Source organism: Chelatococcus sp. GCM10030263 (genome assembly GCF_042666455.1).
Taxonomy (GTDB): Bacteria; Pseudomonadota; Alphaproteobacteria; order Rhizobiales; family Beijerinckiaceae; genus Chelatococcus.
Genome location: NZ_JBHTDB010000003.1, coordinates 314,379 through 328,263 on the forward strand (window position 1 = coordinate 314,379; position 13,885 = coordinate 328,263).

Sequence of the window (13,885 nt, forward strand, 5' to 3'; positions counted from 1 at the left end):
CGGAAGCTTCAGGGGGAAAGCGACCTTTCCAAGGCACCAGCGCGCAACAACAGACACTATGCGCTGCTTAGTTCACTTCCGGAGCGAAAGCAGGCATCGCAATGCCGGCTGGCATGTCGGCATGGCCGACCTCGCGGCGTGCCTTGACGCCTTCCGACTTGGCCGTGGTGAGCTTGGAGCCGTCCACGAGCGCGTAGTTGGTCCGGTCGCTGAACAACGCCTGAAGCACCGCAAAATTCATGCGGTGACCGCCACAATAGGAGCGGTAGGCACCGATGATCGGATACTGGGACAAGGCGAGATCGCCGACCGCGTCGAGCAGCTTGTGGCGCACGAATTCGTCCGGGAAGCGCAGCCCCTCGGCATTGACCACCCCGTCCTCGCCGATGGCGACGGTGTTGTCCAGGGAGGCACCCAGGGCAAAGCCCGCTTTCCAATAGCGCTCGACATCGCGCATGAAGCCGAAGGTACGCGCGCGGGCGATCTCGCGGCGATAGACATTCGGCTCGAGCTCGACGATCTTGCGCTGGCGGCCGATCAAGGGGCTGTCGAAATTGATCTCGACGTCGAGCCGGAAGCCGTGCTCGTAAGGCAGGAGCTCGGCGAAGGCCCGCCCGTGATCGATCCTGACCGGCTTCAAGACCTTGACATAGCGGCGCGACGCGGAGAGCGAAACGACGCCCACCTGGGTGATCGCGTCGACGAACAGCGCGGCGCTGCCGTCGAGGATCGGCACCTCGGGACCGTCGATCTCTACAAGGACATTGTCCACGCCGAGTCCAGCGAGCGCCGACATGAGATGTTCGACGGTGGAGACCGCGCCGCGGCTCTCATCGCCGAGCACGGTGCAAAGCTCCGTCGCGGAAACCGCGAGATGGCCCGCCTCGATGAGCCGGTCGCGCCCATCGGGCAGTCCCGTCCGCAGGAAAACGATACCGTGGCCCGCATCGGCCGGATGGAGGGCGAGACTGACAGGCTCGCCGGAATGAACACCGATGCCATCGAGCGCCACAGGCCCTGCAAGAGACGTCTGCTTGATGGATCGCATCATTCGTGTCCGGACCTTTTCCTCGATCAACGAGGCTTCGTTACAAAAGCAACTATCGCCGTCTCAACACCGCCAGATTTGCTGACAATCAGCTTCTGCTTTGCTGACGACTGGCGCACCATACGCGTCACCTTTTTCTGGGCCAAATCACGCTTGTTTACGCTGTGTAACATTGCGCCCCGCAGAGCCGTGCGCAGATTCCGACTTATTAATCAATTATTTACACTTGGGCGCGTTGCACGCCCTGATCTTGCCCCAATCACCACGCCGCAAGCCCCTTCGCAAAGGCGAAGAGGCTGCAGCGTGGCTTTTACGCGAATCGATTCTTTTGCTGCCGCCCGACGCCATCAGCGAATCGGGCGGAAGTGTGTGATCAATTTGCCTGACGGCGCAGGAAGGCCGGGATCTCCAGCTGATCATCATCCATAGGGCGAGGTTGCGCCGGAGCACGCCCGTGCTGATCGAGATTGCCCTGGGCGGGGCGATAGGACTGCGGCGCCTGCGGCTGCGGGCGCTTGGCATATTCCGCATGGGCCGGCGACGGCTGCGGTGCCTGCGGCTGATAGCCGGGGTTCGCCTGACGCGGACGGGGCTCCGGCGCCGGCTCGTCCTTGCGGCCGAGCCCAACCGAGGCGAGGCGCTGCAGAAGCGTCATGCGCTTCGATTCGGCGGCGTTGCGGGTTTCCGTCTCACCGCGGCTGGCGCGGATCTGGTTCTGCGCCGGCAGCGGCAGTTCCTCCACCCGCGGCATGCGGGCCGGGCGGATGGTCGCCCGTTCGGCCTGCGGCGGGATGAAATGCTGCGACTGGGGCATGGGCTCGACCGGCTGCGGCGCGGCAGGCGGGCTCACCATCATGCTCGGGCGGGGCTGCGCCGGCTCGATCATGACATCACGGTGGACGACGGCGGCCTGCTGCGGCGCGAGTTCCGCGGCGGGCATCGCAAGCTGCGCGCTGATGGCCTGTTCGGCGATCTGCGCGGGTGATTCGCTCATCATCGGCTGGCTTGTGACGGGCACCGAGGTCGAGCGCTGGCGCGCTTCCGTCCGCAGGCGCTCGGCAACTTCGGCAATGCGCTGCTCGGTCGCCGAAACGTCCTGCTCGCTTTCGACGAGGGCATGATCGATGCCGGTCGCCACCACGGAGACGCGGATGACGCCGTCGAGGCTCGCATCGAAGGTCGCGCCGAGGATGATATTGGCCTCGTGATCGACCTCCTCGCGGATGCGGGTTGCCGCCTCGTCCACCTCGTAGAGGGTGAGATCATTGCCGCCGGTGATCGAGATGAGGAGGCCGCGTGCGCCCTTCATCGAGACGTCGTCGAGCAGCGGGTTGGCGATGGCCGCCTCGGCAGCCGTGATCGCACGGTTGTCGCCCGAGGCCTCGCCCGTGCCCATCATGGCCTTGCCCATGCCGCGCATGATGGCGCGCACGTCGGCGAAGTCGAGATTGATGAGGCCTTCCTTCACCATCAGGTCGGTGATGCAGGCAACACCCGAATAGAGCACTTGGTCCGCCATCGCGAAGGCATCGGCGAAGGTCGTGCGTTCGTTGGCGACCCGGAAGAGGTTCTGATTCGGGATGACGATCAGCGTATCAACGGCCTTCTGCAGCTCGGAGATACCCGATTCGGCCACCTTCATGCGGCGCACGCCCTCGAACTGGAAGGGCTTGGTCACGACGCCGACGGTGAGGATGCCCATGTCGCGCGCGGCCCGGGCGATGACCGGAGCCGCCCCTGTGCCGGTGCCGCCGCCCATGCCTGCGGTGATGAACACCATATGGGCGCCGGAGAGCTGATCACGGATTTCGTCGATCACCTCCTCGGCCGCCGCCCGCCCGATCTCCGGCTGCGAGCCGGCGCCCAGGCCCTCGGTGACCTGAATACCCATTTGGATGATGCGTTCGCAGTGCGAGCTCGACAGCGCCTGGGCGTCCGTATTCGCAACGACGAATTCGACTCCCACCAAGCCGGAGTCGATCATGTTGTTGACCGCATTGCCACCAGCACCGCCGACGCCGAGCACCGTGATGTGAGGCTTGAGTTCCCGGAGGTCCGGGGCTTGCAGATTGATCGCCATGTCGTGGCCTCTTTTGTACTGAACGGCGCTCGGCTGTGCGCCCTCTCCGTCTATCCGGACCTCAATGCGGCCGCCGCGCCGCCTTCGGTCTAAGCTCTTGTTCGGTCAAAGTTTGGCGGTCAAAAACTGTCTTTGATCCACCGTCCCATACGCGACAGATACCCATCCGTCCCCGTGCCCTGGTAAACGCTCCCGGCTCCGGGTTCGAAATGCTCCACATGGGCCACCTGCGGATAGACCAGTAGGCCTACTCCGACCGAAAACGCCGGCCCTTTTGCCGCTTCCGGCAATCCCTTCACACCGAGCGGCCGGCCGATCCGCACCTGGCCCGGCCCCTTCTCGCTCCCGAGAATGCGCCGCGCCATTTCCGGCAGCCCGGTCAGCTGGCTCGCCCCACCCGTCAGCACGATCCGGCGGCCCGCTTCCGTCGCAAAGCCCGCGCGGCGCAACCGATCACGCACCAGTTCCAGGATCTCCTCGACCCGCGGCTTGATGATGCGCACCAGGCTCGACTTCGGCATGTGATTGGCGACGTCGCGCTCTTCCTCGTCGACCTGCGGCACGGAGATGACCTCGCGTTCGTCGGACGGGGAGGAGATCGCCGCGCCGTACAAAGTCTTCAGCCGCTCCGCCACCGCCACACGGGTCGAAAGCCCCCGGGCTATGTCCATGGTCACGTGGTGCCCGCCGACGGCGAGCGCATCCACATGGACGAGATGGCCGCCGGCGAAGACGCCGACGCTCGTCGTGCCGCCGCCGAGATCGATGAGCGTCGCCCCGATTTCCGCCTCGTCGTCGACGAGCGCCGAAAGGCCGGCGGCATAGGGCGTCGAGATGACCGCTTCGACATCGAGATGGCAGCGCTCGACCGCGAGCATCAGATTGCGGGCGGCGGCGCTGTCGGCGGTCACGACATGCATGTCCACGCCGAGATTGCCGCCGATCATGCCGGCCGGATCGAGAATGCCGGACTGGCCGTCAAGCGAGAAGCCCGTGGGCAGGGCGTGCAGCACCGCCCGCCCCGGACGCACGCTATAGGCGCTCGCCGCATCGAGCACGCGGTGGATGTCGCCGTTCGACACCGAGCCGGAGCGCACGCCCACATTCGCGTTGTAGCTCTGCGAGCCGGCGCGGCCGCCGGTGAGATTGACCAGTATCGACCGCACTTCGACCTTGGCCATGCGCTCGGCGGCATCGACGGCCTGGCGGATGGACTGCTCCGCCGCCTCGAGGTCGACCACGATGCCGCCCTTCAAGCCCAGAGAACGCTGATGGCCGATGCCGAGCACGCGGGCGAGATGGGTGCGCCCCTTGAGGGCCTCGCCTTCGCTCACCGGATTGAGCTGGGCGATGAGGCAGACCACCTTGCTGGTGCCGACGTCGAGCACCGAAAGGATGGCGCTCTTGCGGGCCGAGAGCGGCTTCAGCCGTGGCGTGAGACCGTTGCTGAAGCTCATATTTCCGGCCCCTTCGGCTTGGTGCTCTTCTTGGTGAGCTGCGCTGCCCGGGCGGCCGCGGCCTCTTCGCTGAGGCGCATGACGAGGCGGTCGGGCATCCTGAGATCGACGGAGAGGATATCCTTTTCCAAGATGTGCTCGTCGCGCTCCAGCGCCGCGAGCCGGGTGAGCGCCGCAACGGCGCCCTCCTCGGGAAGCCGGATGTCCATGCCGTTGTAGAGCTTCAGATCCCAGCGGTGTCCGGCAACCAGAATGCCCGCGCGGATCTGCGACTTCAGCGCGCCGGCGGCTTCGCGCAGCGCGATATAGTCCTTGGAATGAAGATTGGCTTGATCACCCACGACCAGCGGCAGGCTGGCGAATCGCGGATCATTCAGCATGTCGATGACGGTGCCGTCGCCGGCGACGACGAATAACTCGCCATTCCGCTGCCACAGCGCCTTCGGCTTGCGTTCGACGATGTTGATCGACAGCTCGTTGGGATAGAGCTTCCTGACGGAGGCCTCCTTGATGAGCGGCACGAGTTCGAGCCGCCGCCGAACCTCCGCCGCATCGAGCAGCGCCAGCGAAACCTTCGGGCTGATGCCGGCGGCGCCGAGCACCTCGGTCGGCGTCAGCTCGACGAGCCCAGAAATGGTGATTTCCTTGATGCCCAAGCCGAGGGCACTGGCGATGGCGTGCTGCGGCTCGCCATAGGTGCGACGGAATTCGTCGAGATGGCCGCCGCGCACGAATCCATAGGCGGTGACCGCAATGAAAAAGCCGCCGACGAGGAGATTGCCCATGCCCCTCGGCAGATGCCGCGCCAGAGGCGACATGGCGGCCCTGCGCGCGCGCATCCTCGCACGCCGACCTTTCAAGAAACGGAAGATGGACGCGGACACGTTGCTACTCCCGGCTACACCCCCTGCCCCCACGGCCTTCACCGGTCGCAGGAAGCGTCCTTCACCATCCATTCCACGAGCTCACCGAAGGAATAACCGGCGTGAGCGGCCGCTTCGGGCACGAGACTCGTCGCCGTCATCCCCGGCTGGGTATTCACTTCCAAACACACGAGTTCTCCCCTTCCATCAGGGCGATCGTCGTAGCGAAAGTCGGCGCGACTGACGCCTCGGCAGCCGAGGGCTTGATGCGCCGTTAATGCCAACTGTTGAACCTGTTGGTAAATATTCGGTTTAATTTCGGCCGGCAGGACGTGAATTGAACCACCCTCGGCGTATTTCGCATCATAGTCGTAGAACGCGCCGGTCGCCGGCCGGATATCGATGATGTCGAGGGCTTTGTCGCCCATCACGGCGCAGGTCAGTTCCCGCCCGGCGACATACTGTTCCGCCAGGAGAAGGTCGCCGTGCGGCCAGTCCGGCCGCAAGAGTTCCTGCGGTGGGTGGCTCCTGTCCTCGCGCACGATGATGACGCCGAAGGAAGAGCCTTCGTTCACAGGTTTCAACACATAGGGGGGCGGCAGGACGTGACGCTCGGCCGCCTCGTGCCGGGTCACGACGCGCCCGTGCGCCACCGGCACGCCGGCGGCGCTCATCACGACCTTGGCCCGGTCCTTGTTCATGGCGAGGGCCGAGGCCAGCACGCCGGAATGCGTATAGGGGATCCGCACCACCTCCAGGATGCCCTGGATGGTGCCGTCCTCTCCAACCCGCCCGTGCAGGGCGTTGAAGGCGACATCCGGCTTGAGCCGTTCGAGCACGGCGGCGATGTCGCGGCCCACATCGACGCGGGTGACGCGATAGCCGCGCGTCTCGAGCGCGCCGGCGCAGGCCGTGCCGGAGGCGAGCGAAACGTCCCGTTCCGCCGACCAGCCCCCCATCAGCACTGCGACGTGTTGCGTCATGATTCCCTCCGCCCTTCCCGCGGCCCTCTCCCTACGAGGAATCCGGGGATCCAGAACGACCGCCTTTGGTTAACCTTGCGTTAACGCTGCCACTGATCGCGCCGAACGATCAGCCCGCCACCCCGACCCGCTTGATTTCCCACTCGAGCATCACGCCGGTCTCTTCGCGCACGCGCCGGCGCAACTCTTCGCCGAGTTCCTCGATGTCGGAGGCGGTCGCGCCACCGAGATTGACGAGGAAATTGCAGTGCAGCTCCGACACCTGGGCCATGCCGCGCTTCAGGCCGCGGCCGCCGACCCGATCGATGAGCTCCCAGGCCTTGGCGCCCGGCGGATTCTTGAAGGTCGAGCCGCCGGTACGCGTGTTCACCGGCTGGGTGGAAGAGCGCGCCTCCGTAATCGCGTTCATGCGCGCCAGGATCTCGGCCGAATCACCGGGCCGGCCGGCAAACAGCGCCTCGGTGAAGACGAGATCGTCGGCCGCGCCGCAATGGCGATAGGAGAAGTCCATGTCGGTCAGCGACAGCACATGGCGACGCCCCGTCCGGTCGATGGCGCGGGCCTCGACGAGCACGTCCGCCGTCTCACCGCCATAGGCGCCACCGTTCATCCGGAGCGCTCCACCGATCGCGCCGGGAATGCCGCGCAGGAAGGAGAGCCCGTCGATCCCTGCCTCCGCCGCTGCCCGCGCCACCTTGACGTCGGCGGCCGCAGCCCCTGCCCTGACGCGATGCCCCGCCTCCACCGCAATGGCGGAAAAGCCCTTGCCGAGCCGCAGCACGATGCCGGGCACGCCGCCGTCGCGCACCAGCAAATTGGAGCCGAGCCCGACGACGAGAAGCGGCAGGTCGCGCGGCGCAGCGGCCAGAAACAGCGCGAGATCATCCTCGTCGGCCGGCGTGAACAGCACCTGCGCCGGCCCGCCGGTGCGGAACCAGGAGAGCGGCGCCATCGGCGCATTGGCCTCGAGCGTGCCGCGAAGGCCGGGCATGGCCTGCCGGAGATCCGACGTGATGTCAGGAAAGGTCATCCACGCCCTCCCCTGCGTCCTGCAAAATCCGCGACGCCAGACGCGCCCCTCCCCCCTGTGGAGATGGAAAGGGGTGGGGGTGATCGCCCGAAATCACGCCGCATCCCCCGTCGCAAGGTCGCCGGGCAGCGCATAGGCCCAGGCCGTGATGGAGCCCGCGCCGAGACAGATGACGTAATCGCCCGGCTGCGCCATGGAGCGCACGATGCCGGCAAGTGCCGCCGGCTCCGGCAGCGGCACGACATTGCGATGGCCACGCGCCTTCAGCCCGGCGATCAGGCCGTCCCGATCCGCGCCGGGGATCGGCTGCTCGCCCGCCGCATAGACCGGCGCGATTATCACCGCGTCGGCGTCGTTGAAGCAGGTGCAGAAGGAATCGAATAGCGAGGCAAGCCGCGTATAGCGGTGCGGCTGCATCACCGCGATCACCTGTCCCTTGGTCGAAGCGCGCGCCGCCTTGAGAACCGCCGCGATCTCGACCGGATGGTGGCCGTAATCATCGAAGATGGTCACGCCGTTCCACTCGCCCGTGCGCGTGAAGCGCCGCTTGACCCCGCCGAAGGACGCGAGAGCCGTGCGGATCACCTCCGGCGGCATGCCGAGCTCATAGGCGACCGCGATGGCAGCCGTCGCGTTGAGGGCGTTGTGATGGCCCGGCATGGGCAGCACAAGCTCGTCGAGCGTGGTCTCGCCGCCGGTCTTGCGGTCGCGGATTGTGACGCGGAACTGGCTCTTGCCGCCGTTGAGATCGAGGAGCTCGAGCCGCACATCCGCCTGCGGGTTCTCCCCATAGGTGATGACGTGCCGGTCCTCGATGTGGCCGACCAGGTCCTGCACCACCGGATGGTCGATGCACATGACGGCAAAGCCGTAGAAGGGAATGTTCTCGACGAAGGAGCGAAAGGCCGCCTTGATGGCGTCGAAGGTCTTGAAGTGATCGAGATGCTCGGCGTCGATATTGGTGACGATGGCGACATCGGCCGGCAGCTTCAGGAAGGTGCCGTCGGATTCGTCGGCCTCCACCACCATCCAGTCGCCGGCGCCGAGCCGGGCATTGGTGCCATAGGCATTGATGATGCCGCCGTTGATGACCGTCGGGTCGAAATTGCCGGCATCGAGCAGGGTGGCGACGAGCGAGGTCGTCGTCGTCTTGCCGTGCGTGCCGGCAATCGCCACGCAGGTTTTGAGCCGCATGAGCTCGGCCAGCATCTCGGCCCTACGCACCACCGGCAGGCGCTTCTCGCGCGCCGCGACGAGCTCGGGATTGTCACGCTGGATCGCGGTGGACACCACGACCACCTCGGCTGCGCCGAGATGCTCGGCCGCATGGCCGACGAAGGTCTTGGCCCCCTTTTCCCGCAAGCGCGCGACATTAGCGTTGTCGCCGGCGTCCGAGCCCTGCACCGTATAGCCGAGATTCATCAGCACCTCGGCGATGCCGGACATGCCGATGCCGCCGATGCCGATGAAATGGATGGGGCCGAGCTCGCGCGGCAGCTTCATCGTCGGGTCTCCAGTGCCGATTCAAGTCGGCCGATGCGAATAACGAGGTCCGCGAGCCGCTCGGCCGAATCAGGGATACCGGCGCTCTTGGCCGCTTCGGCCGCACGGGTCAAGCGCTCGGGTCGAGCAAGCGCCTCCGACAGTTCGCGGGCGAGCCGCTCCGGCGTGAAATCGGCCTGGGTGATCACCGTCGCCGCTTCGATTTTGCCGAGGGTTGCGGCATTGGCGGCCTGGTCCTGATCGAGCGCGCCCGGCAGGGGCACGAGGATCGACGGCCGGCCGATCACCGCGAGTTCCGCGACGGTGGAGGCACCCGCCCGCCCGATGACGAGATGCGCCTGTGCCATGCGCTCCGGCAGGTCCTTGAAGAAGGCCGCAACCTCTGCGGCAACGCCGAGGCGGGCATAGGTCTCACGCACACGCTCCAGGTCCTCGTCGCGTGCCTGCTGCACGATCGCGAGGCGCCCGCGCTCGTCCGCGGAGAGCCGCTCGATGGCTGGCGGCACGATATCGCTCATCACCCGCGCGCCCTGGCTGCCGCCGGTGACGAGAAGGCGCAAAGTCCCGCCGGCCGGAACCGGCGAAAAGGCGGTTGCCGCGGCTGCGAGCACAGCCGGACGCACCGGATTGCCGGTCTGCGTGGCCTTGCCCCTCAGCCCATCGTGCAAGCCGCCGACATTCGCGAAGCCGGTGGCTATGGCGGTGGCGCGCGGCGCGAGAAAGCGGTTGGCGCGTCCGAGCACCGCATTCTGCTCGTGGATGACGGTCGGGATGGCGTTGAAGGATGCCCCGAGCAGCGGCGGGACGGAGGGATAGCCGCCGAAGCCGACGGTGACCGCCGGCCGGATGCGCCTGACGAGCGCCCGTGCCCGCCAGATGCCCCGCCCGAGCGTCACCGCGGCCTTGATGGCGACGGGCAGCGAACGCCGCGACGGCGTAGCGGAGGGAATGACGAAGATATTCTCGGCGGGGAAATACCCGGCATAGGCCGCGGCCCGCCCGTCCGTCGCAAGCGCCACCCGGAGTCCGCGCGCGGCAAGCCGCTCGGCGAGCGCCTCGGCCGGAAAGAGATGTCCCCCGGTGCCGCCTGCGGCGAGCAGCACGAGTGGTGCCTGCCTGGTCTCGGGCTCGGCCTCAAGCGTCATGCGCGGTCCTGCTGCCGAAGGAGCGCGTCTCCGGTTCCCGGCGCGACGCGATGCGGTCGAGGATCTCGGCGCGCGGACGCTTGCGCGTGAGCGCAATGAGAAAGCCCATGCCGATCGCGAGCGAAAGAAGCGAGGAGCCGCCATAGGAGACGAAGGGCAAGGTCATGCCCTTCGCCGGGATGAGATGCACGTTCACCATCATATTGATGCAGGCCTGGATCCCGAAGAGGGTCACGAGCCCGGTGACGGCGAGCCGGCAGAACGGCTCCTCGTTCTTCTGCGCGAGATAGAGCCCGCGCAGCACGATGAAGGCGAAGAGGAGCACGAGCGCGATACAGACGATAATGCCGAATTCCTCCGCCGTGACGGCGAAGATGAAGTCCGTATGGGCGTCCGGCAGGATGCGCTTGACGGTGCCCTCGCCCGGGCCCTTGCCGAACCAGCCGCCCTGCGCGAAGGCATCGAGCGCGGTGTCGATCTGGAAGGTGTCGCCGGCCGACTTGTCGAAGAAGCGTTCGATGCGGTCGCGCACATGGGCGATGAACTCATAGGCCACCGCAAGGCCGAGAACGCCCATTCCGCCGATGCCGGCGACCCAGAAGATGTGGAGGCCGGCGGTGAAGAAGAGGCAGGCCCAGACGATCGAGATCAGCATCGTCTGGCCGATATCCGGCTGCAGGATCAGCGGCACGATGGTCACGGGCAGGATGAGGATGGCGAGGAGCGTGCCCGGCATGTCGCGCCGGCGGCTGCCTTCGGCGAAGAGCCAGGCGGTGATGACGACGAAGGCGGGCTTCACGAATTCCGACGGCTGGATGGTGATGCCGGCAAGGGTCAGCCAGCGCCGCGCGCCCTTGACCTCCGGCCCGATATAGAGCGCGGCGATCATCATCGCGATGCCGAGGCAGAAGATGACGAGCGCCACGCGCCGCACGTAGCGTGGCGGCAGAAAGGACACGACCACCATCGTCGCGACGGCGGGCAGGAGATACATGATCTGCCGGTTGACGAAGTGGAAGGTCGGCAGGCCGAGCCGCTCGGCAACCGGCGGGCCACCGCCCATGAGGAGAACGAGGCCGGCCACCATCAGCACCACGAGCGCGACGAGGATGGTGCGGTCGACCGTCCACCACCATTCGCCGACAAGGGTCCGTTCAGCGCGTGATGCCATGGGTCAGTTTCCCCTGTTGCTGGCGGCCGGCGCGAGGCCCGGCAAGGCGAGGACGAGATCGCGGAACTGGTCGCCGCGCGCCCCGAAATTCGCAAACTGGTCGTAGGAGGCTGAGGCCGGCGAGAGCAGGACCACCGCCTCGCCCGCCCCTGCCGCATCCGCCGCGGCGGCGGCCACGGCGACATCGAGCGTGCCGCAGCGCGTGAAGGGCACATGCCCGTCGAGGGTCGCGGCGAAAGCCTCGCTCGCCTCGCCGATCAGATAGGCCTTGGCGATCCGCGGAAAATAGGGAGCGAGCGGGGCGATGCCGCCCTCCTTCGGCTTGCCGCCGAGGATCCAGAAGATGCCGCCCGGAAAGGCGGCGAGCGCCTTCTCCGTGGAATCGGCGTTGGTCGCCTTCGAATCATTGATGAAGAGGGTCGAGCCGATGCGTCCGACCTCTTCCATGCGATGCGGCAGGCCGATGAAGCTCTTCACCGCCGCGGCGATAGTCGCCCGCGGCACGCGCAGCGCAAGGGCCGCGGCTGCGGCGGCGGCAGCGTTCTGGGCATTGTGGCGCCCGCGCAGCGAGCCGTTGCCGGCAAGATCGGCGATCTCCTCGGAGCCGTCGCGAAAGATCTTCGTTCCTTCGGCGTGCACGCCCTCGGTGAGGAGGTGCGCCGCGCTGATGCGCATCAAGGGCCGGCCGGCAAAGGCGCGCCGCGCCGCCACCGCGTCGGTGAAATCGTCGTCGACGCCGACGACCGCCATCCCCGATCGCGCAATCAGCCGTTCCTTGATGGCCGCGTAATTCTCCATCGTGCCGTGCCGATCGAGGTGGTCGGGCGTGACGTTGAGGAGGACGCCGACGCTCGGTGTGAGCGAGGGGGCGAGATCGATCTGAAAGGACGAGCACTCGACCACATGGACGCGCCCGGGCGCGGGCGGTTCGAGCGAGAGAATGGCCCGGCCGATATTGCCGCCCATCTGCACGTCTTGTCCGGCGACGGTCAGGATATGGGCGATGAGCGCCGTCGTGGTCGATTTGCCGTTGGTGCCTGTTATGGCGACGAAAGGCGCGTCCGCGGCGAATTTGGCGCGCTCGCGGCAGAAGAGCTCGATATCGCCGATGATCGCGACGCCCGCGGCCTTGGCGAGCTTGGCGCTCCAATGCGGCTCGGGATGGGTCAACGGCACGCCCGGCGAGAGCACGAGCGCGGCAAAGCGGCCCCAGTCCGCCTCGCGCAGATCGGCAACGGGAATTCCGGTTTGAGCCGCCTTGGCGCGCCCCACCTCGCCATCGTCCCAGGCAAGAACCTCGGCACCGCCGGCGATCAGCGCCTCGGCCGTCGCGAGGCCGGACCCGCCGAGCCCGAACACGGCGACGCGCTGGCCCGCGAAGGTCGTGACGGGGATCATGCGGACCGGCCTTTCACCTCTCCCCGACGGGGACAGGAATGGGTACGGCTCGCGCTGATCACCTGGCCAGTCATCACCCTCACCGCAGCTTGAGCGACGAGAGCCCGATGAGGGCGAGCACCACGGAGATGATCCAGAAGCGGATCACCACCTGCGGCTCCGTCCAACCGAGCTGTTCGAAATGGTGGTGGATCGGCGCCATCTTGAAGACGCGCCGGCCGGTGAGCTTGAAGGACGCGACCTGGATGATCACCGAGAGCGCCTCCAGCACGAAGAGCCCGCCGACGATCGCGAGCACGATCTCGTGCTTCACCGCCACGGCGACCGTGCCGAGCAGTCCGCCGAGCGCGAGCGATCCCGTATCGCCCATGAAGATCTGCGCCGGCGGGGCGTTGAACCACAGGAAGCCGATGCCGGCGCCGATGAGCGCGCCGCAGACGACGGCGAGCTCGCCCGTGCCCGGCACGAAGTTCACCTGCAGGTAATTGGCGAAGATGGCGTTGCCGACGAGATAAGCGATGATGCCGAAGGTGCCGGCAGCGATCATGACGGGCACGATGGCGAGACCGTCGAGGCCGTCCGTCAGGTTGACGGCATTGCCGGAGGCGACAATCACGAAGGCGCCGAAGACGACGAACAGGAGGCCGACGTCGAAAAGGAGATCCTTGAAAAAGGGAATGGCGATGGAGGTTGCCAGGAACTCGCGTGTCGGCGGCAGTGCGTCACGGCTCACATAGATGATGGCAAGGCAGGCGAGACCGGCGATCACGCCCTCGAGGGCGAGCCGCGAACGCCCCGAGAAGCCCTTGTGCGACTGCTTCGTGACCTTGAGATAATCGTCATAGAAGCCGATGGCGCCGAACAGCAGCGTGACGAACAGGACGATCCACACATAGGCGTTGGCGAGATTGCCCCACAGCAGGATGGAGATGATGACCCCGGACAGGATCATCAGCCCGCCCATCGTCGGCGTGCCGCGCTTGGCGAGATGCGTCTGCGGGCCATCGTCCCGGATCGGCTGGCCCTTGCCCTGACGCACCCGCAGGAGCGAGATGATGCCCGGCCCGAACATGAAGACGATGAAGAGCGCGGTCGCGGTCGCGCCACCTGCCCGGAAGGTGATGTAGCGGAATACATTGAGGCCGGAGAACGTACCCGAGAACTCCGCAAGCCAGGTGAACATATGTGATGATCCTCGTGGGTTGAC

Annotated in this window: 11 protein-coding genes; all 11 read right to left on the reverse strand. The window is 66.7% G+C overall.

The features are described from left to right. Positions 1–67: 67 nt before the first annotated feature. On the reverse strand, positions 68–1,048 hold the full coding sequence (gene lpxC / locus ACFQU1_RS06160; RefSeq protein WP_378130378.1) for a UDP-3-O-acyl-N-acetylglucosamine deacetylase: 981 nt from the start codon (positions 1,046–1,048) through the stop codon (positions 68–70). Between the two features lie 373 nt (positions 1,049–1,421). Next, positions 1,422–3,128: a cell division protein FtsZ gene (gene ftsZ, locus ACFQU1_RS06165; protein ID WP_378130380.1), complete on the reverse strand. Its 1,707-nt coding sequence runs from the start codon at positions 3,126–3,128 to the stop codon at positions 1,422–1,424. A gap of 119 nt (positions 3,129–3,247) precedes the next feature. Continuing rightward, complete coding sequence (gene ftsA, locus ACFQU1_RS06170) at positions 3,248–4,585, reverse strand: cell division protein FtsA (RefSeq protein WP_378130382.1); 1,338 nt, start codon at positions 4,583–4,585, stop codon at positions 3,248–3,250. Continuing rightward, the gene (locus ACFQU1_RS06175; RefSeq protein ID WP_378130384.1) at positions 4,582–5,424 is read right to left on the reverse strand and encodes a cell division protein FtsQ/DivIB; all 843 of its coding nucleotides are present in this window, start codon (positions 5,422–5,424) and stop codon (positions 4,582–4,584) included. The genes ftsA and ACFQU1_RS06175 overlap by 4 nt, the downstream gene beginning before the upstream one ends. 83 nt (positions 5,425–5,507) lie before the next feature. Then, positions 5,508–6,431 carry a D-alanine--D-alanine ligase gene (locus ACFQU1_RS06180; RefSeq protein WP_378130386.1) on the reverse strand — a complete coding sequence of 308 codons (924 nt, stop codon included), beginning with the start codon at positions 6,429–6,431 and terminating at the stop codon, positions 5,508–5,510. A 109-nt stretch (positions 6,432–6,540) separates the two neighbouring features. Beyond that, a complete protein-coding gene (gene murB / locus ACFQU1_RS06185) occupies positions 6,541–7,461 on the reverse strand; it encodes a UDP-N-acetylmuramate dehydrogenase (RefSeq protein ID WP_378130388.1) in 921 nt (306 codons plus the stop codon). A gap of 93 nt (positions 7,462–7,554) precedes the next feature. Then, positions 7,555–8,964 carry a UDP-N-acetylmuramate--L-alanine ligase gene (gene murC / locus ACFQU1_RS06190; protein WP_378130390.1) on the reverse strand — a complete coding sequence of 470 codons (1,410 nt, stop codon included), beginning with the start codon at positions 8,962–8,964 and terminating at the stop codon, positions 7,555–7,557. Further along, positions 8,961–10,109, reverse strand: a complete 1,149-nt coding sequence (gene murG, locus ACFQU1_RS06195; RefSeq protein WP_378130392.1) for an undecaprenyldiphospho-muramoylpentapeptide beta-N-acetylglucosaminyltransferase — start codon at positions 10,107–10,109, stop codon at positions 8,961–8,963. The genes murC and murG overlap by 4 nt, the downstream gene beginning before the upstream one ends. Beyond that, positions 10,099–11,280 carry a putative lipid II flippase FtsW gene (gene ftsW / locus ACFQU1_RS06200; protein ID WP_378130394.1) on the reverse strand — a complete coding sequence of 394 codons (1,182 nt, stop codon included), beginning with the start codon at positions 11,278–11,280 and terminating at the stop codon, positions 10,099–10,101. Before ftsW ends, murG begins: the two co-directional genes overlap by 11 nt. 3 nt (positions 11,281–11,283) lie before the next feature. Continuing rightward, on the reverse strand, positions 11,284–12,678 hold the full coding sequence (murD, locus tag ACFQU1_RS06205) for a UDP-N-acetylmuramoyl-L-alanine--D-glutamate ligase (protein WP_378130396.1): 1,395 nt from the start codon (positions 12,676–12,678) through the stop codon (positions 11,284–11,286). Between the two features lie 79 nt (positions 12,679–12,757). Beyond that, on the reverse strand, positions 12,758–13,861 hold the full coding sequence (gene mraY / locus ACFQU1_RS06210) for a phospho-N-acetylmuramoyl-pentapeptide-transferase (RefSeq protein WP_378130398.1): 1,104 nt from the start codon (positions 13,859–13,861) through the stop codon (positions 12,758–12,760). Positions 13,862–13,885 lie beyond the last annotated feature (24 nt).